This is a genomic window from Kandleria vitulina DSM 20405 (assembly GCF_000702065.1).
GTDB lineage: Bacteria > Bacillota_I > Bacilli_A > Erysipelotrichales > Coprobacillaceae > Kandleria > Kandleria vitulina.
Map to the genome: position 1 here is coordinate 7,059 of NZ_KL370858.1, position 25,516 is coordinate 32,574.

The window sequence follows — 25,516 nt, forward strand, 5'->3', positions numbered from 1 at the left end:
ATGGATTTGAACCATCGACCTCACCCTTATCAGGGGTGCGCTCTAACCAACTGAGCTACAGGCCCATCTCGCTGACTGCTCACATATAATAGCATTATGTCATCCAATCGTCAACAAGAAAATACACATTTTTTACTTTTTTTGTAGACAATAAGTCTCTTAAAAAATAAAAGAAAAGATTGTGATTGATAATCACAACCTTTTTTAGTTCGCAAGATCATTTAATGTATCTGCACTTTCATCCATATCTTTATCAGAAATAGTCTTTTCATCTACTTCATCTTTAATATCATTCACTGCTTTTAGATAATCTTCCTTCTTCATAGAAACAAATCCCGTACTATCAATCTTGTAATACTTGTTGCCAACCTGAAGATATCCTGCAGTTTCATAATACTTCACTTTCTCATTACCAAAAGAGATGGACTTCAATCCCTGATCAGTATAAATAAACATATAGCTTTTAATATATTCTCTATATCCATCTTTCTTATTTGTTAAATACAATGCAGGAAGTTCATTAGATGTCATATTCACCAATGATGATCTATAGTTCGAATCCTTATCAAACAATTTAATAAGTTCAGTGTACGCTCCTTTATATAAAGAAGAAGCTCCTGGTTTTACAAACTGATTCCAGCTGTACTTCACATTATCAGGATGCTTTTCTCTAACCTTCTCTAATTCTTCAGCATTAGAATTATTTTCTTTTCCTGATTGTGACACGATATACATTTTTTCTGACTTGAAAGAATAGCCATTCTTATCAAGCTTTCCTACCTGTAGATAAGCAGCCTGATCACCATAATCACCATAGACAGTAATATAGCCATCTTTAGAAATAGTCATTTCACTCAAATCTACTTCATAATCACCAAGTAGTGTCTGATCCGCAATCAATGTCACTTTACCATTGTTAAAGCCATAGATTTCAATTGGCTGAATACCATCCTCTACCTTTTTACCAATAACAAGTTCATTTGTCTTATTATGATCAATATCCACATAAGCATAATAATAATCTATATTAGGTTCAGAAATATAGCCGTTGATAGAATCTGCCACCTTATCATCAAATACCTTTGATACAGTAATAATTTCAGGATTAGCTTCTGGCTTAGAGGCTTCATTTAACATTGTAACATAAGCTTTCAATACACTCATGTAGCTATCTCCTTCTTTCCCCTTAGCTTTTACTAGCTTTTGAGATAAAGAAGACACTGAAGTAGAATACTTCTTATTAATTGTCTTTAATCCAGCTGTAATCTCCTGTAATGCCTTCTTCTCTCCAGAAATCTGAGCAGAACGAATAAAGAAAGATACAGAAGCGAATACCAATATAACTACTAACGCAATAATAGCTATAAGACCTTTTTGTTTCAATCTTGTTTTCACAATTACAACTCCTTTTATTTTAGATGTACACTCATCTTAACACATCTACAAGAAAAAACAAAAAAGGATGTGATTACACATCCTCGTAACGATGTTTCCAATACAAAACAAAAGTAGAGACAATCATAATGCCAACATCCACCAGCAACAAATATCCACCGATAGATAAATCATCAATTTCATTAAGACATGTGATATAGACAATAAGTCCATTCATGATTGAAAAAGCCAATGACGTAATACGTTTTTTCATATAAACTGCAATCCCTACAAGAACTGCAATCGCCATTGCAAAAAATCCACTCATATTAATGAAGTTGATATGCTCAACGCGACCTAGAACACTATGAGTAAATGTAGGAAGAAAACTAAAGATAATCTGTCCTACAATCGTCAACAAAATAATCAATTGTACATAGTTGATTGACTGCTTACCCACACGAATATTCTTTTCTTCCATTTCCCCTACTAATTCGTTCATATCTTCATTCTGTTTCATCCTAATCACCTTCTTTATATATTTATTATACCAACTAATTATTCATACAAGTCATTTTTTATACTTTTCATTAAAAAAATTTCTCATTTTATAACGGTATACCGTATAACACAGGTTAGAATGCAGTCGTTTTCTTTTAAAAATCAAAAAAAGAGTGGTAATTACCACTCTTTTCTAAAATTCTATCATTATTTGAATACATCTTATTCACATTTGTGATTATTCTGAAAACGAATCCATAAATGCCAAAGCATCTTCCAATACTTTCTGGCCATCCATCTTACCGTAGCTTCGCATATCAATATTTTGTACAGGAATCTTTCCATCTACAAGTTTCTTAATTGATTTTTCCGCATAACGGATCTGTGGGCCCAACAAGATAATATCGACATCAAGATGATCTTTCGCTTCAGATACTGGATTAGCCCAAATTTCTGCATCCAATCCTTTTTCCTGAGCGGCTTTCTGCATTTTCGTGACAAGCAGACTCGTCGACATACCTGCCGCACAACATAACATTATTTTCATATTCATTCTCTCCTTTTGTATACTTCCGACACTTTAAGTATAAAGGAGATAGCGTTATTTTACAACCGCTTTCATTTGTTCTATAAACCTAATTGTTCTTTAACATATTCTACTGGCATATCTTCTCCAGTCCATAATTTAAATGATGCTGCTCCTTGATAAATCATCATATAAACACCTGACTGAACCTGACAGCCTTTATTTTTAGCACGCTTTAAAAGCAATGTTTCTTTTGGATTATAGACACAATCCATTACAAGAAGATGTTCATGAAGATCATCTTCTTCTACAAGACAGCTATCTTCATGAGGCTTCATACCTACACTAGTCGCATTTGTTAAAATATCAGAATGACGAATAGTTTCTCTTAAATCCTTCTTATCATCAATATCATGCAAAGTCACATGACAATCAGTCTTCTCATTAATCAATTCAACCTTTTCTTTAGCACGATCCCAGAACGCATCTTTCTTATTGAACACTGCAATCTCTTTAGCACCATCAATAGCAGCCTGCGCTAAAATAGCGATTGCGGCACCACCAGCACCAAGAAGGACAATCTTCTTATCTTTGATTGAACCAATCTTATCTTCAACAGCACGTACCCATCCTTCTCCATCAGTAGAAGTTCCTGTCAATACACCATTATCATTAATAACAGTATTGACTGCATCACATAACTGACTAACTGGTGAAAGATGATCAAGATAAGGAATAATTGCGGTCTTATTAGGCATGGAAAGATTATATCCTCTTACTCCCATCGCCTTAAGACCTTTAACTGCATCTTCAAGACCTTCCTGTCCTACTTCAAATAGCACATAAACCTTATCCATTCCTAGCTTATCAAAAGCTGCATTATGCATAGCTGGCGACATCGAATGTCTAATTGGTGTAGCCAACAACGTAATCAATTCAGTATGTCCCGTAATTGGGATTCTTCTTTCTGCCATATTTTTCCCCCGCTTCTTTTTTTCTTATTTTACTCGTATATGCCGGATATGTGAACCCCTTATTTTTTATATTTTCTCTAACTTTCTATTTTTATATTTTTTATTATCATAAATAGTTATATTTTTCTATAAATACACTCATCCACTTTTTCAAAAAGCGACGACTTTACCTGTTCAATCTGTCCAACACATAATAATCCTTCATCGTTTAATGAAGAATAGAACTTATCGTAGAGGTAGTCATAATTAAAATGATCAAAATAGACAAGCACATTGCGACATAATATCACATCAATATCTTCAATCGCATCATCTTCAAATAATTCATGCGTTTTAAAAGTAATATTATGACGCAATCCTTTAACCTGATAGCCTCTTGATGTTCTTATAAAGAACCGCTCAAGACGTTCTTTTGAAATATCACTTACAATCCCATTGCCATAAAGACCAACATGTGCCTGTACAACACGATCCATGCTGACATCTGTCGCAATGATTTTGTAGTTACAGCCCAGCTCTTCAAGGATGATGGCTAATGAATAAGCTTCTTCGCCCGTTGCGCACCCCACCACCCAGAATCTGAGGAACCCCTTGTGAGGAATATGTTGTTTAAGAGTTTCAAAGAATTGTGGATTTCTAAAGAATCTTGTAACACCTACTAAGATCTTTGAAGCCAGTCTATTAACAAGATTATCATTGATCTTTAGCTGTTCAATATAATCATCCACATCATCATTGACACATTCTTTTGTGATCGCATTGATTACTGCATCTTTATGATAATGAATAAACTCTACTCCTACTTTTTCATGAAGAATATCAAGAATCTCTCTTAACTGTGAACGATTCATCGATCAAGATCCTCCATAAGCGTATTAGGAACAATCACATTTTTTCTTTCAAAAGTAGAGAATTCTTCTTTTTTTACAGCTTCCATTTCTAAAAGCAGCTCTCTTGCGGATAGTCTTGTGGCACCATGTCCTACAACAATTTTCTGTTCGGCATAATCGCTCGTTGCCACAATGACATTGTATTCACTTGCTAATTTCTTAGTGGCACTTTCTATATACGCATCCGCTGTCTGCGCTTCTTTTGTATAGACAATATACACATTATGATAAGGCTCCATACTGCCACGTCCGCCTTCTACCTGATAGGCATCAAAGACAATGATGAGCACGCCTTTTTTAAAGCCCTGATAGCTACATAATGCATCTACAAGATGATCTCTTGCAGCTCCTAAATTTTCATTGGCAATTTCTGTCAACTTTTTATCCGCATAAATGACATTGTATCCATCTACCAATAGACAGTCTTCTTTTCTTTTTGACATCATGGCTGATGTCTCAGCTTCTTTTGGTGCGCCGTAGAAGTCCTTGGCAAGCTTGCGTTCCTGCTTGCCATACGTCTGTTCATAGACGCGTCGGACTTCTTCATCGCTAACAGTCATCGCACGGTGCGTGCTTTGTGTATTCTCTTTCTTTAATGAGAAGAAAGGGAGATGCATCTTATTTTCTACTTCGTCGTATTTCACATAATAGCCAGCACCATGAGAACAGAAGATGGATCCGGTAGGATTGTCTCTATCAAGTTCACTATCATAATCAGTTTCAACGTCTTCCTTAACTTCAGAATAGACAACCTCTTCAATCATCAGTGAGCCTTCACCTTTCGTATAATGCAATACGGATAACTGATAATCAGAAAGGAATCTCAAAGGTGCTTCTCCTTTTAATATTGCGATCGTACCATCATCATCTTCAATACGAGGTGTATCATAGTTTTCAAAATCATAGAAAGCTTTTGATAAATGCATTGATGGAATCACCAAAGTATAATGACCATAAGGTTCAAGCAAGATGGAAGTAGTAGACTTCAGTCCCTGTCTTACCGCTCTGTAAGTCGCTTCCCTAAAGTCTCCTCCTTCCGTATGCTTATCATGGGCTTTACCACCAAGAAGAGTAATACGCATATCCGTAATAGGTGAACCACTCAATACCCCAAGATGCTCTTTTTCTTGAAGATGTGTCATAATCAGACGCTGATAATGCTCAGGAAGATTATTCTGACAGTTATTGACAAACTGCAATCCTTCCCCTTGATTTAATGGTTCAAGATAAAGATGCACTTCTGCATAATGACGTAAAGGTTCAAAATGACCTACCCCTTCTACTGAGCTAGTAATCGTTTCCTTATAGGCAACCTTCTTATTTCCAATAGTAATATCTTCATGAAAACGTTCCTTCATGATATCCTTTAATATCTCAATCTGTACATCTCCCATTAAAGAAACCTGTACATGATCAGTATACATCTTCATATGAAGAAGAGGTTCCTCCTCCTTAAGCATCGTCAGATGCTTAAGCATTCTTCTTTGATCCTCTCCTTCATGAAGATCAATATCATAAAGAAGATAAGGTTTTAAGAAATGACTTTGTGCTCTTTCATCGCCAAAGACATCACCTGCTTCAAGATTCTTAATGCCAGTCAATGTGACAACTTCTCCTGCATGAGAGTCCTTAGATAAAGTATAATTGGCACCCTGATAGATTCTCACCTGATTGATCTTTTCCCCATTAATCTCATCTTTAGGCTTAAGACTTCCACCAGTCAATCTGATATGAACAAGACGTTCTCCACTTTCATCATGTGAGACCTTATAGACAATACCGCTAAGATTATCTTTATAAGAAGGACTCTTAGTATACTGGTCAATCATTTCTAGAAGTGCCACAGTCTTTTCATTTTTAAGAGCACTACCAAATAGCACCGGGAAAACCTCTCGTGAAGCAATAGCAGACGTGATCTCTTCATCGCTTAGCTTCCCTTTTTCAAGATAGCTATCTAAAAGTGATTCACTGCACATTGCGACTTCTTCATGATTATCTAGTTTCACAATATGATCAGATAAAGTATGCAAAGAAGAAAGAAGCTCTTCTTCACTATAATGGGACATATCCATCTTATTAACAAAAAAGAATGCTGGAACATGATAGTGTTCCAATAGTTTCCATATTGTCTTAGTATGCGATTGTACACCTTCACTGCCGCTGATGATCACAATAGCATAATCCAAAATGGACAGTGCTCTTTCCATTTCACCACTGAAATCGACATGGCCCGGTGTATCAATAAATGTCATCTTCGTATTATTAAAAGTTAAAGAGGAAAGCTTAGAAAAGATCGTAATACCTCTTTTTCTCTCCTGTTGGTCATAGTCAAGGAAAGTCGATTCATGATCGACTCTCCCCTGTGTTCTAATTGTACCGCTTTTATATAAAAGACTTTCTGACAATGTCGTCTTGCCTGCATCGACATGTGCCAAAAGTCCAACCACAATCTCTTTCATGAAAATGCCTCCTTGTTTTTATTGTAACATAAAAAAAAGAATCATCGTACGATGATTCTCATTATACTCTTTTAGCAAGCTTCAAGCTTACATAGCATGTCTTACCTTTATAAGTAAACATACCCCATTTACCATTTTTAACAGTTCTAACCTGGATTTTCTGTCCTCTTCTAAGAACACCCATCTTCTTGCTTGAAACAGTAGGTTTACGTCTTACATTTAAGATAGAATTAGTAACTTTGTAAGTACCAGCAGTATATGTTTTCTTAGTTGCCTTTGTCTTTACAGATTCTGCAACATTAACTGATACAGAATTCTTACCTTTATATTTTGACCAGAACTTATTCTTAGCAGTTGATCCTCTTCTACGAGAAGTAGCTGCCTTGTTGGCAGGTCTTTCATAATAATATGAGAAGTTATAACCTGATTTATATGATCCAGCAGCTGAGTTAGCTGTCTTCTTTACTTTAGAATAAGCAGAATGTTCAACTGTCTTTAATTCATGAACAAGATAAGAAACCTGTCCAACAATTGAAGAAGAATTAAGACCATGTCTTGAACAATATCTTCTTAAACTAGACTTTCTAGCACCGCCCCACTGAACTAATCCGTAGAACGTACCTCCAGCTTTAGGATTAAAGCGAGATTCATGATAAATATTAGCCATAATTCCTGTTGCCTGAGAAGTTGTAAATTTATGTGCCATTAATGCATTATATGTAAGCTTTTCATTTGTAGCAGCATCTGCCATTAAGCTAGGTCCTACAAATAATCCAGTTACCATAGCACATACTAAAGCAACTGCAGCTAAAGTTTTCTTCATCTTATTCATAATATCCCTCTTTCGTTTGATACTTAAAATTTAAACTACGTATACTTTATCATATTTCTTAAGAAAATAATAGTGTTTTTCTTAAGAAAATCTTAATAATTTAAAGTTTACTTCAATTTTAAAAGAAGGATTAGATAAAGGCATGAATGATTTTAAAAAAAGCGTAGGACTTTTTCCTACGCTTATAACATCTGATAAAAAAGATTCTCTACTCCATCAATATCCGATGCATAATGAATTTTTATATGCGGGAAGATTGCACAGCTAAATCCATCTACTTCATGAATTTCGTATAAAGCTTTCTTGATCTTATCACTAAGTTTTTCTACTTCTTCTCGTTTATTGAACTTTATCATAACCTTAAAAGTAAAACCTTCCAGTCTTCCAACAGTTCCTCTTCCATCTACTGTATCATAGATGATTCCTGCAGCCTTACGTAATAAAGAAGTTCCCACTTCTCTACCATAGGCTTTAATAATACGATCATATTCCATGATTTCAATTATGATGCTAGCAAATTCTATTCCGTAGATATGATAATCTTCTTCATAGCTGATGGCAGCTTTTACAATACCATCATAGTTGAGAAGTCCTGTGATCGGATCATTGGATACAACGTTTTCTCCTTCTTTAAAGTTAACAATATATCCAATAAGTCCTGCCACAAAACCATCTTTATAATATGGCTTCTTGACAATGATTGTATCTTTTAGCAATCCTTCCTTATGAGACTGACAGACAGATACTTGTCTTATGACACCATTCTTAAGAATATCTTCTTCTTCATTGATTATCTGTCCTTCATTGATATACCAATGAAGATCTTCATCCTTCTTGCCAATGATGTCTTCTTTTCCTTTAAGCTTGTAATAATCAAGGAAAGTATCTGAAACACCTTCATACTCACGATTTTCATTCTTCCAAAAATATGGTGTATTAGAGTATGTGATCATATTATCCCAAAGTTCAGATTTGATGATAATATCCTCTTTTACATGACGATCTAATTCCTTCATTCTGGGCATAGAGAAATAATAATCTTTTAATATAGCTTTGCCAAAATCAACATCCTTAAATGCGGTTTTATTGACACAGTGCATATAAGAACACTCCTGAGGAATAGGAATTATGGTATGCATTTTCCAAGGATAATTCCCATTCTCATCCCTTGTTCTAAAATAGCCAACACTAGCACCATTAACACTTGTCTTAACATAATCTGACAACAGTTCTTTATCTGCGAATTCTCTAAAACGTTGTTGATCTTCAGGGAAGATCTTTTCTAAACAATAAAGCTCTATTTCACGTTCTAATCCTTTTTCAAGATTAACATATTTTCCTAATGTTGGTGTAAGATCAAGGTGATCATTTGATCCACTTAGATTATAGATCATGATTTCATCATAAAGATAATAAATATTTCTAAGCATCATATTCATGCTGCGCTGTACTTTAATGCTCTTTTCAATACAGCGATCAGACATGCGAACATGATAAAGATAATGTCCCTGACATTGAGAAAGACATGTAACTTCTAATTGTAAAATAGCCTTCTTTAATGGGAAGCTGACAACTTCTGGCTGTCTTGTACGAATGACTGTCTTAATAAATCTTCTATATAGTTTAGCAACCGGTAAATGTGGTGAATTGACTATGGCTGATGCCTGTTCTTTTGTAAAGATATCATTCTCTTTTAAGGCACATACAAAGTCTTTATTGGCAAAAAGGATCTCTACCTTTTCTCCGTCATCTTCGATAATCGCAAAAGCTGAATCAGTCATAAAGTCAACTTTGTTAAGTGCATCAAAGAACTCTTTTCTTGTACGGGTTTCTACTTGAATACCTTTTGAGATGCAGGCATTCAAAGCATCCATATACGGAGATGGCTTACTGAAAAGATATCCTTGTGCTTTCTCACAGCCAATTTCTCTTAAGAACACCAACTGTTCTTCCGTTTCAACCCCTTCAGCTAGTGACTGGATTCCAATGTTTTTTGCCATGCCAACTGTTGATTTAACAATCTCTTTTGAGCGATTGTTAAAATGTGAAAGGAAAACCATGTCGATCTTTAATTCATCAAAATTGTAATCTTTTAATACATTAAGTGAAGAAAAGCCACTTCCAAAGTCATCCATCCATACCTGATATCCAGCATTATGGAAACGTCTTATGACATCACCAATGATAAGTCCATCTTCCACAAATACACTTTCAGTGATTTCAATATGAATCATATCTCTAGGAACTTTATATTCCTTGACATACTTTTCTAGTACTTCAAACATATCGCATGATAAGAAATCTAAACGCGATAAGTTGAATGAGACTGGCATGATTGGATCACCATTAGCAACTCTTTTAGAATAGTTCTGACAGATAAGCTTGGCAATATGACGATCCAACTTATGAATCAAGTGATTTTCTTCTAATACAGGAATAAAATCACCAGGACTCATGAACCCCTTGACTGGATCAATCCATCTAGCGAGCGCTTCCATTCCACACAAAGTACGATTAAGTGTACGAATAACTGGCTGATAGTACACTTTAATATAGTCATTGGCAACGGCTTCATCAATATGGGTAATGATATAATCTGCAAGTTCCATTCTTCTTAGAAGTTCTGGCTTATAGTATTCAAAATAACGATCATTTTTAGTACGCATGCTGTCGCAGGCAATCTTTGCCATATCACACGCTGTCTGTGGATTGACATTTCTTTCTTTTACTTCATAGACACCTATCTTGACATCTATCCCATTAGCAAAAGGCTGATGTCTAATCAGCTGATAAGCACGTTTTATTTTTGCTTCTAGCTCATGATCTTTTGTAAAAACTGCAAAATGGTCATCTGAGAAACGAGACAAACAATCATCCTTGAAGACATTCTTCAAGATATTGGCAATCTCAATTAGGAGCTGGTCACCTGCTTCCATTCCGTATTTCGCATTAAATAATTTAAAATTAGTGAGGTTGAAATAGAGGAATACATAATTCTCATATTGCTGAAAATCAGTTGATACAAGATCCAAGAATTTTTTCATACATGGTAACCCGGTAAGTAAATCATAATCCCATGTAATCGATTTTAAATCTAAATCAAAAGATGTATCGGAACGATCTTCTCCCTTATAAAAACGAGTGAGTGTTCCTTCATTTAAAAATGACTCCTCCCTGCCGGGCGAAGACATAAACGTTTGTACATCCGTTTTTCCTTTACTCATTAATAATTTCCCTTTACTTTCTATTATTCGTTTCTATATATGCATAGCCAATTAAAAAATATACTATCAAATTATGAAAAAATCAATAATTTATGATCGAAAAGTAAAAAAATGGTCAAATTATTCTTTTAACTTAATAATATCTGAAACTTACATAAAGCTTATCCCTTAAATTAAATGAGCAATAAAAAAACCCCAAAATGGGGTTTTCATCATTGCTCTCCTCAGCAATAGATTAACGTTTAGAGAACTGTGGAGCACGTCTTGCTTTCTTAAGGCCGTATTTCTTACGTTCTTTCTTACGAGCATCACGAGTTAATAAACCAGCTGCTTTTAAAGTTGGTCTATAATCTCCAGCTTCACATAAAGCTCTTGCGATACCGTGACGGATTGCACCAGCCTGACCAGCGTATCCTCCACCGTATACATTTACAGTTACGTCAAATTTGTCTTTTGTTCCAGTTAATTCTAAAGGTTGGTTGACGATCTGAACAAGAATATCTGACATTAGATATTCTTTAGCATCTCTTCCATCGATAGTAACGTTTCCAGTACCTGGTGTTAAGATAACACGTGCTACTGAAGTTTTTCTACGTCCTGTTCCTCTGTATTGTACATTTGCCATTTACTCGTCCTCCTTACCCTTTAACTTTCAATTCTTCTGGTTTCTGAGCTGCATGTGGATGATCAGGACCAGCATATACAAATAATTTCATACCTTGTGCTCTACCTAAAGTGTTGTGTGGTAACATACCTTTTACTGCATGTTCAACAAATCCTGTAGGATCTTTTTCTAAGAATTCCTTAGCAGTTTTCACTTTAAGTCCGCCAAGCCATCCAGTGTGATGGTAATACTTTTCATTAGCAAGTTTATTACCAGTCATTCTTACTTTGTCTGCATTAACGATGATTACATAATCCCCTGTATCTACATGAGGAGTGTAAGTAGGTTTATGTTTTCCTCTTAATACAGTGGCAACCTGTGATGCTAAACGACCTAATACCATATCAGTAGCATCAACAACATACCATTTGTGTTCGATTGTGGCTTTATTAGCCATAGTTGTTTGTCTCATTTTCGTATCTCCTTAAAATTTAACCTTACCGGGGTCTTTTTTTAATGAGTTTATCAAAGCTTACGATTGGTTTGATAAGATGACCAATCACTCAAATAAACAAACAAATCAAACTCTTAAAGGCGCATTCGCCCCTCAAAGAGACAACCTATATTATAAACAAGTTCAATCAATTGTCAATTGGTAAATCAAAAAAACAATTATAAATTCGTAATGATTTGATGAGCCTTCCTTATATCATTAAATCTGTCAATTTTATTGTTTGCCCCCGTCTGAGCAATAAAGAATGTATGACCTTTATATTGACTACAAACAACGATACACATCTTCGCTGCTACTGTATATCCTGTCTTCGCACCTTTAGCTAATTTTCCATATCCAGATGAAGGAGACTTAAAAGTATGCTTCTTATTTGTAGTCTGATAGCTCTTCGTAAAGAACATTTTCTTGAAAGTAGGATCTTTCAATACAAACTTCATCATCTTCACAATATCATTACCTGTCATATAATGACTAGGATTACTCATTCCAACTGGATTTTCAAAATGCGAATGGTTCATTCCTGCTTCTTTCGCATACTTGTTCATCGCATTACGCATTGCTTCTTTATTCTTAAAGCAAAGACGTTCTAATCCAAAGATTGCTTCTCCTCCTGATACAAGCAATGCTGAATAAATCAAATCACGATATGTGACTGTTTCATTAGCTTTAAATCCTGAGATATACGCTCCTCCACAGCTATAACATTGATCAATATCACTTTGTTTCACTTTCACCTTTTCATCAAGGCTCTTGATTGTCTTCAAGTAAGTATAAACTGAAAGTACCTTTGTAATACTTGCAGGATTAATACGCTTATCACTATTTTTACTGTAAAGATTATAATGATCAGTATTATCATAGATAGTTAATCCTTCAGACATAAAGTTCATTGGCTTTACTGTAAGATTACCTTTAAACATCGTATTGCCAATTGTAGCTTTATAACTAGTCTTTCCAACTTTTGTAGCAGTAATCATTCCATTCTTTGAAGTCGCATAATCCTTAACCTGATAGTTAGGCACCTTGCCACCAAAATCACCTGGATCCTTATAGCTCTGTCCTACAAATAAAGTTAAATCCTTATGAGAAATCTGATATGGTCTGACATCTACTTTCACATTAAAGTTCTTATAGCCACACTTTACCTTAAGATCAGTTTTCCCTTTCTTTTTAGCTACCAGCTTAATCGCATGTTTATTGACATTCACATCAAGTAAGCTAGGATTTCCTACTTTTGCACTCACTTTCTCTTTTCCACCATCGACATGAAGAACATCCTGCTCATATAGTACAACTTCCTTCTTCTTCATTGTCGTTGATGAATAAATATTGTATTCATTTACTCCATAGCCAATTGCCCCTGCTAAACATAGGACAATAAAGGCAATAATAATTTTCTTCATCGTTTCCCTCCCCATTTCACATCTTTCTCATTATAACACTATAAAATAAAAAAAGAAGATGTTACTCTTCTTCATAATGAACATGCATCAAATATAATCCTTCTGGTTCAGCTTTAAACAAGCATTTCTTTTCTCCCTTAGAATCAAGAAGCTCCTTAAGATAAGCAATGCTGCGACGATGAGCACCTACCTGAATGACACCACCGACAATATGTCTGACCATATATCTTCTAAAGCCACTACCAATTAGTTTAAAAGTAAAGAAGCCATCTTTTTCTTCAATGGTGAAATCATAAAGTGTTCTGATGGTATTTCCATATTCATCATAGACACAATAAGATGCAAAATCATGTTCTCCAATAAAGATCTTAGCTGCTTCTCTCATGATTTCTAAGTCCAGCTTGCCATAAGGATACTGGTAGATCGTATGACGATCGAAGGGCGAATATGTATTCGTTGATAAACGATAATGATATTCTTTTTTCTTTACACTATAACGTGAATGAAAATCATCACTGACTGCTTCACTATCTTTAATGTAAATATCATCCGGCAAGAAATGATTCAATGCTCTTGCCCATTGTTTCTCATTGATGTTCTTGTCGGTATCAAAATGAAAAACTTGGTTTTCAGCGTGAACACCAGCATCCGTTCTTCCTGAAGAATGGATGATGATGTCTTCACCTGTAATTTTTTTAAGTGCCTTCTGAATCTCTTCCTGAACGCTGCGTTCTTTAACTTGAATCTGCCATCCATGAAAGAGTGTCCCATCATAAGCCACTATACATTTAATTCTTGTCATAAAAGACTTAACGCAAAGATTCCCATTGAAACAGTACAGAGAATAAGAGCTGCAATGGTATCTCTTCCTTTCCAACTTAATTGATGATATCTTGTACGCAATGCGCCAGGAATATAGTTACGGCTCTCCATTGCATTTGCAAGATCTTCTGCTCTTTGAAAAGCAGAAATAAACAACGGGATAATCAAAGAAATGATTGCCCCAATCTTATCTTTAAGTGACCCTTCCTGAAAATCCACACCACGGGAAGCCTGTGCTTTCATGATACGCTGTGTTTCTTCCAATAATGTAGGAATAAAACGTAAGGCAATAGAAATCATCATAGCGACTTCATGAGTCGGAAAGCCAATCTTATGAAGAGGCTTCATAAGATGTTCCAATCCTAAAGTCAGATCCAATGGCTTAGTTGTAGCAGTAAGGGTAGTAGTTAACGTGATAATAAGAATCAATCTGATAATAATGTAGACAGTCTGCGTTACTGCTCCTGAATAGATCTTAAAGATCCAGAATCTAAAGATCACATGTCCTGTCTGTATTAATAATAAGTTAAAGACTGCCAAGAATAATATCATAAAAAATATTGGCTTCATGGCTTTCATGATTCTTTTTAATGGAATTGATGAACAAGCAACAATACCAATGGCCAATAAGGCAAGAATACCATATCCTAAAAATCCTGCATCAAAGAAAATGGTAATAAGCAATACCAATAATCCTACAATCTTTAATCTTGGATCAAGACGATGCATTATTGAATTGCCAGGAAGATACTGTCCAAAAATAATATCATTCATGGAGTTCACCTCCTATTTCTTTAATAAGATCATCCATATTGTTAATCGCATGATCAATATGGAAACCGTTCTTATTAAGTTTATCAATAAAATCTGTCATCAATGGCAAATCAATGCTTAATTGTTGAAGATAATCTCTTTCCTTAAAGAGATCCTCTACACGACAATGCTTTTCAACTTGTCCCTTGTTCATCACAATTACATGATCACAATATTTCAACACATGATTCATATCATGAGATACCATAATCACTGTCTTCCCCGACTTCTGAAAATCCTTAAACAGATCAAGCATATCCTTTGCCCCTTGAGGATCAAGACCAGCCGTAGGCTCATCTAATACCAGGATATCTGGATCCATTGCCAAAATTCCGGCAATAGCGACACGACGCTTTTGTCCTCCGGAAAGTTCAAATGGTGAACGTTCGAGATAGGATTCATCGAGGCCAACGCGCAAAAGGCACTCTCTTGCCTTTTGTTTGGCCTCTTCTTCAGATACACCGAAGTTACGTGGTCCGAAGGTAATATCTTTTTCTATTGTTTCTTCAAAAAGCTGATATTCTGGGAACTGGAAAACCAGTCCTGCTTTCTTGCGCAATGGCTTTAATAGCTGTGGCTTTTTGGTACGCGTGATTTCAAAGTCTTCGATTGTGACTTTTCCTGAGCTTGGAATCAATAAAGCATTGATATGTTGAATGAGAGTGGATTTACCGCTTCCTGTATGACCAATCAGGGCTGTGAATGATCCTTTTTCAACATGAAGATTGACACCCTTTAGTGCTTGATAAGCAATTGGTGTTTCTTCTCCGTAGATGTATTCTACATTTTCGAATGTAATTGACATAGTGCTTTCACCAACTTTTCTGTATCAAGTGTCTTTTCTACCGGTATTCCTCTTTTAATCAGCTCTTCAGATACCTGATAAGCAAATGGAACATCTAATCCCAAATCTCTGATGCGCTTAGTGTCGGACAACACATTTTCTGGTGCACCTTCATCTATGATATGTCCTTTTTCTAATAAGATGACATGATCACTTTTAGCAGCTTCTTCTATATCATGAGTGATAGAAAGAATGGTCATATGATTCTTTTGATTCAATGAGCGTACAAGTTCATTGATTTCTTTTCTTCCCTTAGGATCAAGCATGCTGGTTGCTTCATCTAAAATAATAAGATGTGGGTTCATTGCTAAAATACCCGCAATAGCAACACGCTGTTTTTGTCCTCCGGAAAGTTTTGTTGGTTCATGATCCAAGAAATCAAGCATATTAACTTTTTTGGCATACTCTTGAATAATGCCTTCCATTTCATCATGAGGCACACAAAGATTTTCTAACCCAAAAGCGATATCATCTCGGACGGTGGATCCGATAAACTGATTGTCTGGGTTCTGGAATACGATGCCTACCTGTTTTCTTACATCATTTAGTGTCTCTACACTTAATGGTATACCGCCTACTTCTATATGTCCTTGACTAGCTGCAAGTAGACCGATAACCAATTTTGCAATGGTGCTCTTCCCTGATCCATTATGGCCAAGGATTGTCGTATATGAGCCTTTTTCGACATGAAATGAAATATGATCGATGGTTTTTAATCCTTCATCATACTCAAAACATAAATTTTCTACATGAAGCATGAGAATTCCCCCTAATGTTCTTCATTTTATGTTATTCAAGACTCTATGTCAATCATCCACCTTGCTGATATATTCATATTCAGAATAACCATCATCTACTTCTTTACCGATATCTATTTTTCTTTCTAGATTCTTATCATAATCAAATGAGAATATCGCTGCATATAGAATATCAAGAATGCAGGCAATCGACTGGCTGCTGGCAAATTGTCCAATATTAGTGTTCAGCATTTCCTGAGAGCTGATTCTTAATGAAACATCCGCCATCTTAGACAATGTGGATTGAGAAATACTCGTAATCGCAATGATCGGCGTCCCCTTTGATTGTGCCTTAAAGGCCGCATTCAAAGTAATAGGTGTCTCTCCAGAATAAGAAATAACAATGGCCACATGTGTCTCATCTCCCATTGCCGCCTGGAGTATCGGATTACCGATATTCGCATCTACATTGACCATCTTATGAATACTATATAGCTTCTGCATAAATCCTTGAGCTAAATAGACATAGCTAGATTTTGAATAAATATCAATGACTTCCGCCTTTCTTAGTAATGAGACAGCTTTTGCAAGATCATCGTGAGAAAGCAAGGCTTTCGTATCGCTAATTGTTTCTTCTTCAAGTCTCAATATACTATTGGCAATAGTCATTAAGTCATCATTAACCACAAAAGGAATGGAGGCATCCACATCCTTTGTCGCATACATATATTGCAGCTCTTCTACGAAAGCTTTCTTAAAATCATTCCAGCCCTCATAGCCGAGCTTCTTCGCAATTCTTACACACAGCGGTGCACTTGTGAACGTCGCCTTGGCAATATCCTGAGTTGTCTTATTAGCAACATCTTCTCCTAAAGTAAGAATATAACGCATAATGACCGACTCACTTTCTGAAAGATGTGTTTTCTCTATCTTATTAAGTATCATGACATTCACCTCGCATTTCATTATAATAACATTACAGTGTAAATGCAAAGGGTTACAAAAATGTACATAATATGAAAAAAACAGCCTTTCGGCTGTTTTTATCTAAAGCTAAAGTTTCCTTTTTTCAATCCAGCAATAAGCTGATCTGTTGGCATTTCTTCATCTTCAGAGATCACATCAGCAACTGATGGTACACTATTGAAGAATGCATGTAATGCTCTTAAGAAAGATGCTGATAAGCTTTCTCCTTTTTCATAGCGTACTGCTAACTGATCAATTCCCTTTTCTTCAGCTACCACTGCTGAGATTTCTGGTAATCTATTCTGTAATTTATTTAATAACATAGTTAATTCCTCCTGTGTTTATATGAATCACAATAACGAATTATATCGTGATAAACAAGTGTAATTGATGTCATTTTAACGTCATTAACATGAATTAACAATTAAATAAACGTATTTTGTAAATGTCATTATAAAATATTTTCAAAATACAAAAAGAACGTCTTTCTATTCTGCTTTTTATTTCATTGATCAGCAGATATTGATTTCTTCCGCAAGGAAATCCCTCAAATAGAATAAAAAAAGCGAGCATTGCTCGCCTTTTTCTATAATAATGTGATGATTGCCATAGTGGCATTGTCACCTTTACGGTTGTAAGTCTTTAAGACTTTAGTGTAACCACCATTTCTATCAGCATATTTAGGTGCTACTTCATCAAATAACTTCTGTAAAGCAGTTTTTCCAGTTTTAGGATCAACAACATCCTGAAGTACAGCAGCAGCCTGTCTTCTTGCATGTAAGTCACCACGTTTACCTAAAGTGATTAATTCTTCAACAACTTTACGAACTTCTTTAGCTCTTGTATCAGTTGTTTCAATCTTACCATGCATAATGACATCAGTAGCTAGGTTACGTAACATAGCTTTTCTATGAGAAGACACACGTCCTAATTTTCTATTATTTGCCATTATAGAGCTCCTTCCAAATTCTTAATTAGTCTACAGGCTTGAAGCCTAAACCTAATTCTAATAACTTTTCTTTTACTTCTTTCAATGACTTTTTACCAAGATTTCTAACCTTGATCATGTCATCTTCAGTTTTAGAAGCTAATTCCTGAACAGTCTGGATTCCAGCACGTTTTAAACAGTTGTAAGAACGAACAGATAAGTCTAATTCTTCAATTGTCATATCAAGTACTTTGTTTCCAGTATCCTGCTGAACTTCACTCATGACTTCCATATTCATGGCTTCATCAGTTAATTCAACAAACATGTTCAAGTGTTCAACTAAGATTTTTGCAGCTAACGCAAGTACTTCATGAGGTTTAATTGAACCATCAGTAGTAATTTCCATTGTTAACTGGTCATATTTAGCAGACTGACCAACTCTAGTTGGTTCTGTCTTATAAGAGACATTGACTACAGGTGAGAAGATGGAATCAGTTGGGATTACACCAATTGTATTCACATACTTCTTGTTCTGGTCAGCACTCTGGTAACCACGATCTTTATGTGCATACATTTCCATGTATAGACGATGACCTTCAGCTACGTGAGCGATAACTAAATCATTTGAAACCATTTTGACTTCTGATGGACACTGAATGTCTGCACCAGTAACAGTTGCTGGTCCAGTCACGTCAACGACCATTGTCACATCTTCATCAGTATCGATATCGAATACTAACTTCTTGATGGCCAAGATAATTGATGTAACATCTTCTACGACACCGTCAACTGCTGAGAACTCATGAATTGCACCATCAATCTTGATAGCGAAGACTGCAGAACCAGGCATAGAAGAAAGTAAGATTCTTCTTAATGCATTTCCGATTGTTGTACCGAAACCTCTTTCTAAAGGTTCGATGACAAACTTACCGTAGTTGTTGTCTTCATCATAAGTTTCAACGTTGAAGTTTGCTTTTTCAAATTTCTGCATTTTGTTCCTCCTCTTAGAGATAATTATGAATGTGATTTAACCTTCTTATGATTATCCACGAGGACGTTTTGGTGGACGGCATCCGTTATGTGGGATAGGAGTAACATCAGTGATTGCTGTTACTTCAAGTCCAGCAGCAGATAAAGCTCTAACTGCAGATTCACGTCCAGGTCCAGGACCCTTAACGTTTACTTCAACCTGTTTCATTCCATGATCCATAGCAGCTTTTGCAGCAGCTTCAGCAGCCATCTGAGCAGCATATGGAGTTGATTTTCTTGATCCCTTGAATCCTAATGCACCAGCACTAGACCAAGTGACAGCATTACCATTTTCATCAGCAATAGTTACAATTGTATTGTTGAATGTTGAATGAACATGAGCAATACCTTTAGCGATATTTTTCTTAACACGTCTTTTACCACGTGTGTTCTTTGTTGCTTTTGCCATTGAGCTTTCCTCCTAAATTATTTCTTCTTACCAGCGATTGGACGCGCTTTACCTTTACGAGTTCTTGCGTTAGTCTTAGTCTTCTGACCTCTTACTGGAAGACCTTTTCTATGACGGATACCTCTGTAGCTACCAATTTCCATTAATCTCTTAATGTTTAACTGTGTTTCTCTACGAAGATCACCTTCAACTTTAATCTTTTCTACTTCTTTTCTAATTCTAGTTTCTTCTTCTTCTGTTAAGTCTTTAACTCTAACATCTTCAGATACATTAGCAGCAGCTAAGATCTTTTTAGATGTAGTAAGACCAATACCATATACGTAAGTTAAAGAAACAACCACACGTTTATCACGTGGGATATCGACACCTGCTATACGAGCCATTAATAGTTCCTCCTAAATTAACCTTGTCTTTGCTTATGTTTAGGGTTTTCACAGATTACCATGACTTTCCCTTTTCTTCTAATTACTCTGCATTTATCACACATTGGTTTTACAGATGCTCTAACCTTCATCTTTATTACCTCCTGTTGGGTATTATTTATGTCTAAATGTGATGCGCCCACGTGTTAAATCATACGGACTAATTTCGACTGTTACTTTATCCCCCGGTAAAATGCGGATGTAGTTCATTCGGATTTTACCAGAAACGTGAGCAAGAATAGTAACTCCGTTTTCTAACTGAACTTGAAACTGTGCATTAGGCAATGTTTCAACAACAGTAGCTTCGACTTCAATCACGTCGTTTTTCTTTGCCATACTTTTACCTCTTAAACTTTTGTCATAATCTCATAGCCATCATCAGTGATTGCTACGGTATGCTCGTAATGAGCTGCTAGAGAATGGTCTTTTGTTTTTACAGTCCAACCATCATCTAATGTATAGACTTCTTCACCGCCAAGATGGGCCATTGGTTCAATCGCAAGTACCATACCTTTTTTCAAACGTGGACCTCTACCAGGAGCTCCCCAGTTTGGAACAGATGGATCTTCATGAACCTCAGTACCAATTCCATGACCTGTGTAGTCTCTAGGTGTTGTACAACCATGACTCTCTAAGTAAGTCTGCACAGCATGAGATATATCGGATAAGCGATTTCCAGGTTTAACTTGGGCCAAACCTGCAAATAATGCAGCCTCAGTCACTTCCATGAGATGTTTGACGTCGTCGCTAGGAGTACCTACTACATAGGTCCAGGCACTATCGCCATGATAACCTTTCCAGCAGGCTCCCACGTCAACTGAGATAATGTCACCATCTTTTAAGACATAGTTATCTGGGATACCATGAACAACTGTGTCTCCTACAGATACACAGACAGCTCCAGGGAAACCATAAAGGTTTAGGAAGCTAGGTGTACAACCTTCCTCACGGATAATCTTTTCACAGAAGTCTGAAACTTCTTTTGTTGTTAAACCTGGCTTAAGCCATTTTTCTAATTCTTGATGAACAAGTCCAACAACATGACCAGCATGTCTCATCAATTCAATTTCTCTTGAATCTTTGATAGTAATCATTATTTATCCTCCAAAACATCCTCTATTGCTTTAAAAACATCTTCCATTGACTGATTGCCGTCAACGTTCTTAAGCGAACCTTTCATTGCATAATAGTCAATGAGTGGGCGAGTCTGTTTTTCGTATGTAGCGAGTCTAACCTTAACGGCTTCTTCGCTTTCGTCAGATCTCTGATATAATTCTCCACCGCAGACATCGCATACGCCTTCAACCTTTGGTGGTTTGTACATGATGTGGAATGTGTTACCACATTCTCTACATGTTCTTCTACCAGATAATCTTCCAATTAATTCTTCTTCAGGGATATCAAGATTAACATTTGCGTCAATCTTGAATCCAAATTCTCTTTCCCAAGATTCAAGCTCTCTAGCCTGAACAACTGTTCTTGGGAAACCATCTAAAATGAATCCATTCTTGAACTCTGATAAATGTTCTTTTAAATAGTCATAGACCATTTCATTAGTAAAATCATCAGGTACAAGATATCCATATTTTATAAAGTAGTTAGCAATTACTCCAAACTTATTCTGTTCTTTAATTGCAGCTCTGAATAGGTCTCCTGTAGAAATCTGAACTAGTCCATATTTTTCTACAAGTTTCTTTGCTTGAGTCCCTTTTCCTGCACCAGGAGGACCCATTAAAATAATGTTCATTGTACGACCACTCCTTATTAAACTACTTATTTTCTAATGTATCCATGGTACTCTTTACGAGTAAGGATACTTCTGATCTGACGGATTGTTTCAAGGGCAACACCAGCCACGATAATCAAACCAGTACCACCAAGTGATAAGGCATTATCAGCAGTAGCTGTCCAAACAACCGGAACAATGATAGGAATTGCAGCAATGATTGTTAAGAACAATGCACCAACTACAGTGATTCTATTTAACACTGTACCGATATATTTCTTAGTATCAACCCCTGGTCTGACATCAGGAATTGCGCCTCCACTCTTCTTAAGATCTTCAGAAATCTTTTTAGCATCAATCTGTAGATTTGAATAGAAGAATGTGAAGAATACAATCATGATAACATATAGGACAAAACCAACAGGCTTCTGATAATTCAAAATATTATCAATAGCAGTCATTGTGCTTGTACTCTTCATGAAACTAATGATAGTTCTAGGAGCAGCAAGTACACTGGCCGCGAAGATAACAGGAATTACAGATGAACTGTTAATCTTCAATGGCATATGTGTATCTTCCTTTGTACGCATGATTGTCTGTGAGTTTGTAGGATAGAACATCTTAATCTTACGAATAGCGCCTTCCGTATAAACAACAAACACCATGATTGCTAAGTAAGCAAGTACAAATAACGCATACCATGCAATGCTTGTTACAGCTGTCATTGTCGACTTATAAGATACCATTGTATCGTATGAAGTCAAGAACTGATTTGGTAAATTGGCAACAATACCAGTGAAGATCAACAATGAAGTACCGTTTCCGATACCCTTGATTGTAATCTGATCACCAATCCACATTGCAAACATTGAACCAGCAGCCATAATCAAGACAACATATACATAAGTGTAAAGTGATGACTGAGTTAAGATGCCATACCCCTTATCAAATGCATATGTAAGAGAGCCACCCTGAATAGCTGCAAGAGCTAATGTCAGGAATCTTGTGACTCTGTCTTTTTTCTTCTTACCGTTATTACCTTCCTTCTGCCATTGAGCTAAGACAGGAATAACGTCCATTGATAATAATTCAATAATGATGGAAGAAGTAATATATGGAGAAACCCCCAATGAAAATAGGGAGAATCTCTCTAAAGTACCTCCACCTAGCATGTTCATAATACCGAAAATACCAGAGTTGGTAGCAGCAGAAGTTAAACTGCTTGTATCAATATATGGAATTGTAACGGCTGCTCCTAAACGGAACACAAACAACATACCAAGTGTGAAGATGACCTTTCTACGCAATTCACCTTTTTTAAAGACATTCTTTAAAAAGTTAATCACCTTTAGATCACCTCAGTTTTTCCACCTGCAGCTTCGATGGCCTTAACCGCTGAAGCAGAGAACTTGTTAGCTTTAACAGTTAAAGCAACACTAAGTTCACCATTACCTAAGATTTTTAAACCATCTAATTCTTTTTTAACTAAACCAGCAGCTTTTAAAGCTTCAAAATCTACTACTGCGTTAGCTTCGAATTTGTTTAAATCTTCAACATTAACAATTGCAAATTCTTTTCTATTAACGTTTGTGAAACCACGTTTTGGTAAACGCATGAATAATGGAGTCTGTCCACCTTCGAAACCAGGTTTCTTACCTCCACCTGATCTAGCGCCCTGACCTTTCTGACCTCTTGTAGAAGTCTTACCATGTCCAGAACTTGTTCCACGTCCTACACGTTTTCTTTCTTTACGTGCACCTTCAGTGTAATGTAATTCGTGTAATTTCATGATCGCACCTCCTACTGTTTTTCTTCTACTGTTACAAGGTGTCTAACAGTGTTGATCATACCTTGAGTATAGACATTGTCTTCTCTTTCGACAGTCTTGTGCATTTTAGTTAAACCTAAGGCTTTAAGAGTAGCCTTCTGGTTTTTCTTAGCACCAATTGGGCTCTTTGTAAGAGTAATTGATAATTTTGCCATTTAAAGCTCCTCCTTAACCGTAAATTTCTTCAACAGTTTTGTCTCTTAATGCAGCTACCTGTTCAGCAGTCTTCATTTCTGATAAACCTTTGATAGTTGCTCTTACCATGTTAATTGGTGTTCTAGAACCAATACATTTAGATAAGATATCTGAATAACCAGCTAATTCTACAACCGCTCTGACTGGTCCACCAGCGATGATTCCAGTACCTTCAGCAGCAGGTTTTAAGAATACATATCCAGAACCGAACTGACCCTTAATTTCATGAGGGATTGTACCATGTTTGATTGAAACATTGATAAGGTTCTTTTTAGCAGCTTCGCTTGCTTTTCTGATTGCATCAGGTACTTCGTGAGCTTTACCAGTACCGAATCCAACTCTACCCTTTTTGTCTCCGATGACAACTAAGGCAGCAAAACGCATTTTACGTCCACCTTTTACAACTTTAGTGATACGGTTAATAGTGACAACACGTTCTTCAAATTCTTTTTCAACTCTAGGTCTTCTTTTGTTATTTCTACGACCATTTCTTCTCTGACCGTTATTACGATCATTTCTTGGTTTACGCTGTTCCATTATTTAACCTCCCTCTTAGAATTTAAGTCCAGCTTCTCTAGCAGCTTCTGCTAGTGCTTTTACTCTACCATGATAGATGTATCCACCACGATCGAATACGACTACTTCAATATTCTTAGCTAATGCTCTTTTAGCAACTTCTGTACCAACTGTCTTAGCAGCTTCAATGTTTGAACCGTTTTCTAACTTTAATTCTACTGAGTTAGCAGATGCTAAAGTTACACCATTCACATCATCAATGATCTGAGCATGAATGTTTTTGTTTGAACGGAAAACATTAAGTCTAGGACATTCTGGAGTACCAGAGATTTTTTTACGAACTCTAAGATGACGTCTAACACGAACATCGTTTCTTGACAATTTCTTTGCCATGATCCTATATCCTCCTTAGTTTGACTACTTCTTACCTGCAGTCTTACCTTCTTTTCTGATGATTCTTTCATCAGTGTACTTAATACCTTTACCTTTATAAGGTTCTGGTTTCTTGACAGCGCGGATCTGCGCAGCAACTTCGCCGACTCTTTCTTTTGAAATACCAGATACTTTGATCTGAGTCTGGCTAGGGCATTCTACTTTAACACCCTCTTCAACATCGATTTCTACTGGATGAGAGAAACCAACATTTAATACTAATTTATTACCTTTCATCTGAGCACGGTAACCAATACCGACGATTTCAAGGTTCTTTTCAAATCCATTTTTAACGCCTTCAATCATGTTTGCGATTAAGGCTCTTGTTGTACCATGTAACTGTTTAGTGTGCTTAACTTCGTTAGCTCTTGAGCAACGGATTTCATTACCTTCCTGAGCGATTGTAATGACATCAGCAAACTGTCTTGTTAATTCTCCTTTAGGACCTTTAACTGTAACAGTATTATCTTCAGCAATTGTTACTGTGACATCTTCAGGTACATTGATGACTTTTAAACCAATACGAGACATCGTATTACCTCCTGTAT

31 protein-coding genes are annotated in these 25,516 nt (G+C 36.1%); all 31 read right to left on the reverse strand.

From position 1 onward, the window contains the following. Positions 1–204: 204 nt before the first annotated feature. A complete protein-coding gene (locus T513_RS0110655) occupies positions 205–1,395 on the reverse strand; it encodes a hypothetical protein (RefSeq protein WP_031590092.1) in 1,191 nt (396 codons plus the stop codon). Between the two features lie 73 nt (positions 1,396–1,468). Beyond that, positions 1,469–1,894 carry a hypothetical protein gene (locus T513_RS0110660; protein ID WP_029072397.1) on the reverse strand — a complete coding sequence of 142 codons (426 nt, stop codon included), beginning with the start codon at positions 1,892–1,894 and terminating at the stop codon, positions 1,469–1,471. Between the two features lie 219 nt (positions 1,895–2,113). Next, positions 2,114–2,428, reverse strand: a complete 315-nt coding sequence (locus T513_RS0110665) for a PTS sugar transporter subunit IIB (protein ID WP_274518087.1) — start codon at positions 2,426–2,428, stop codon at positions 2,114–2,116. 74 nt (positions 2,429–2,502) lie between these two features. Continuing rightward, a complete protein-coding gene (locus tag T513_RS0110670) occupies positions 2,503–3,375 on the reverse strand; it encodes a shikimate dehydrogenase (protein ID WP_029072396.1) in 873 nt (290 codons plus the stop codon). Positions 3,376–3,491: 116 nt separating this feature from the next. Then, positions 3,492–4,226, reverse strand: coding sequence for a CheR family methyltransferase (locus T513_RS0110675; protein ID WP_031590094.1), 735 nt, complete (start codon positions 4,224–4,226; stop codon positions 3,492–3,494). Then, positions 4,223–6,724 (reverse strand): translation factor GTPase family protein, encoded by a 2,502-nt coding sequence (locus tag T513_RS0110680; protein ID WP_031590095.1) that lies wholly within the window; start codon positions 6,722–6,724, stop codon positions 4,223–4,225. The genes T513_RS0110675 and T513_RS0110680 overlap by 4 nt, the downstream gene beginning before the upstream one ends. Positions 6,725–6,785: 61 nt before the next feature. After that, positions 6,786–7,556, reverse strand: coding sequence for a phage tail tip lysozyme (locus tag T513_RS0110685; protein ID WP_031590097.1), 771 nt, complete (start codon positions 7,554–7,556; stop codon positions 6,786–6,788). A gap of 182 nt (positions 7,557–7,738) precedes the next feature. Beyond that, a complete protein-coding gene (locus tag T513_RS11850) occupies positions 7,739–10,780 on the reverse strand; it encodes an EAL domain-containing protein (RefSeq protein ID WP_051654446.1) in 3,042 nt (1,013 codons plus the stop codon). A gap of 235 nt (positions 10,781–11,015) precedes the next feature. Further along, positions 11,016–11,405 (reverse strand): 30S ribosomal protein S9, encoded by a 390-nt coding sequence (rpsI, locus tag T513_RS0110695; protein ID WP_029070267.1) that lies wholly within the window; start codon positions 11,403–11,405, stop codon positions 11,016–11,018. A gap of 13 nt (positions 11,406–11,418) precedes the next feature. Further along, on the reverse strand, positions 11,419–11,856 hold the full coding sequence (gene rplM, locus T513_RS0110700) for a 50S ribosomal protein L13 (protein WP_029070266.1): 438 nt from the start codon (positions 11,854–11,856) through the stop codon (positions 11,419–11,421). A 200-nt stretch (positions 11,857–12,056) separates the two neighbouring features. Beyond that, positions 12,057–13,301 carry a D-alanyl-D-alanine carboxypeptidase family protein gene (locus T513_RS0110705; RefSeq protein ID WP_031590099.1) on the reverse strand — a complete coding sequence of 415 codons (1,245 nt, stop codon included), beginning with the start codon at positions 13,299–13,301 and terminating at the stop codon, positions 12,057–12,059. 61 nt (positions 13,302–13,362) lie between these two features. Continuing rightward, the gene (gene truA / locus T513_RS0110710; protein ID WP_031590100.1) at positions 13,363–14,103 is read right to left on the reverse strand and encodes a tRNA pseudouridine(38-40) synthase TruA; all 741 of its coding nucleotides are present in this window, start codon (positions 14,101–14,103) and stop codon (positions 13,363–13,365) included. Then, complete coding sequence (locus T513_RS0110715; RefSeq protein ID WP_031590102.1) at positions 14,100–14,897, reverse strand: energy-coupling factor transporter transmembrane component T family protein; 798 nt, start codon at positions 14,895–14,897, stop codon at positions 14,100–14,102. Before T513_RS0110715 ends, truA begins: the two co-directional genes overlap by 4 nt. After that, on the reverse strand, positions 14,890–15,741 hold the full coding sequence (locus T513_RS0110720; RefSeq protein WP_031590103.1) for an energy-coupling factor transporter ATPase: 852 nt from the start codon (positions 15,739–15,741) through the stop codon (positions 14,890–14,892). The genes T513_RS0110715 and T513_RS0110720 overlap by 8 nt, the downstream gene beginning before the upstream one ends. Then, entirely contained in the window at positions 15,717–16,538 is an 822-nt protein-coding gene (locus tag T513_RS0110725) for an energy-coupling factor transporter ATPase (RefSeq protein ID WP_031590104.1), read from the reverse strand. The genes T513_RS0110720 and T513_RS0110725 overlap by 25 nt, the downstream gene beginning before the upstream one ends. Before the next feature lie 48 nt (positions 16,539–16,586). After that, positions 16,587–17,462 carry a MurR/RpiR family transcriptional regulator gene (locus T513_RS0110730; protein WP_029072389.1) on the reverse strand — a complete coding sequence of 292 codons (876 nt, stop codon included), beginning with the start codon at positions 17,460–17,462 and terminating at the stop codon, positions 16,587–16,589. Positions 17,463–17,560: 98 nt separating this feature from the next. Then, positions 17,561–17,806 carry a hypothetical protein gene (locus T513_RS0110735; RefSeq protein ID WP_029070259.1) on the reverse strand — a complete coding sequence of 82 codons (246 nt, stop codon included), beginning with the start codon at positions 17,804–17,806 and terminating at the stop codon, positions 17,561–17,563. Between the two features lie 263 nt (positions 17,807–18,069). Next, entirely contained in the window at positions 18,070–18,432 is a 363-nt protein-coding gene (gene rplQ, locus T513_RS0110740; protein WP_029070258.1) for a 50S ribosomal protein L17, read from the reverse strand. 25 nt (positions 18,433–18,457) lie between these two features. Continuing rightward, positions 18,458–19,402, reverse strand: coding sequence for a DNA-directed RNA polymerase subunit alpha (locus T513_RS0110745; protein WP_029070257.1), 945 nt, complete (start codon positions 19,400–19,402; stop codon positions 18,458–18,460). A gap of 51 nt (positions 19,403–19,453) precedes the next feature. Continuing rightward, on the reverse strand, positions 19,454–19,849 hold the full coding sequence (rpsK, locus tag T513_RS0110750; protein WP_029070256.1) for a 30S ribosomal protein S11: 396 nt from the start codon (positions 19,847–19,849) through the stop codon (positions 19,454–19,456). A gap of 17 nt (positions 19,850–19,866) precedes the next feature. After that, positions 19,867–20,232, reverse strand: a complete 366-nt coding sequence (gene rpsM / locus T513_RS0110755) for a 30S ribosomal protein S13 (RefSeq protein ID WP_029070255.1) — start codon at positions 20,230–20,232, stop codon at positions 19,867–19,869. Positions 20,233–20,249: 17 nt separating this feature from the next. Then, the gene (gene rpmJ, locus T513_RS0110760; protein ID WP_029070254.1) at positions 20,250–20,363 is read right to left on the reverse strand and encodes a 50S ribosomal protein L36; all 114 of its coding nucleotides are present in this window, start codon (positions 20,361–20,363) and stop codon (positions 20,250–20,252) included. 22 nt (positions 20,364–20,385) lie between these two features. After that, a complete protein-coding gene (gene infA / locus T513_RS0110765) occupies positions 20,386–20,607 on the reverse strand; it encodes a translation initiation factor IF-1 (RefSeq protein WP_029070253.1) in 222 nt (73 codons plus the stop codon). 11 nt (positions 20,608–20,618) lie between these two features. Continuing rightward, positions 20,619–21,365, reverse strand: a complete 747-nt coding sequence (gene map, locus T513_RS0110770) for a type I methionyl aminopeptidase (protein ID WP_031590105.1) — start codon at positions 21,363–21,365, stop codon at positions 20,619–20,621. Then, a complete protein-coding gene (locus T513_RS0110775) occupies positions 21,365–22,018 on the reverse strand; it encodes an adenylate kinase (RefSeq protein WP_029070251.1) in 654 nt (217 codons plus the stop codon). The genes map and T513_RS0110775 overlap by 1 nt, the downstream gene beginning before the upstream one ends. 26 nt (positions 22,019–22,044) lie before the next feature. Next, a complete protein-coding gene (gene secY / locus T513_RS0110780; RefSeq protein WP_031590106.1) occupies positions 22,045–23,343 on the reverse strand; it encodes a preprotein translocase subunit SecY in 1,299 nt (432 codons plus the stop codon). Between the two features lie 2 nt (positions 23,344–23,345). Beyond that, the gene (gene rplO / locus T513_RS0110785) at positions 23,346–23,786 is read right to left on the reverse strand and encodes a 50S ribosomal protein L15 (RefSeq protein WP_029070249.1); all 441 of its coding nucleotides are present in this window, start codon (positions 23,784–23,786) and stop codon (positions 23,346–23,348) included. 11 nt (positions 23,787–23,797) lie between these two features. After that, entirely contained in the window at positions 23,798–23,980 is a 183-nt protein-coding gene (gene rpmD / locus T513_RS0110790; RefSeq protein WP_029070248.1) for a 50S ribosomal protein L30, read from the reverse strand. 13 nt (positions 23,981–23,993) lie between these two features. Next, positions 23,994–24,557 (reverse strand): 30S ribosomal protein S5, encoded by a 564-nt coding sequence (gene rpsE / locus T513_RS0110795; RefSeq protein ID WP_029070247.1) that lies wholly within the window; start codon positions 24,555–24,557, stop codon positions 23,994–23,996. Between the two features lie 15 nt (positions 24,558–24,572). Beyond that, the gene (gene rplR, locus T513_RS0110800; protein WP_029070246.1) at positions 24,573–24,929 is read right to left on the reverse strand and encodes a 50S ribosomal protein L18; all 357 of its coding nucleotides are present in this window, start codon (positions 24,927–24,929) and stop codon (positions 24,573–24,575) included. 24 nt (positions 24,930–24,953) lie between these two features. After that, positions 24,954–25,499 (reverse strand): 50S ribosomal protein L6, encoded by a 546-nt coding sequence (rplF, locus tag T513_RS0110805; RefSeq protein WP_029070245.1) that lies wholly within the window; start codon positions 25,497–25,499, stop codon positions 24,954–24,956. Between the last annotated feature and the right edge of the window lie 17 nt (positions 25,500–25,516).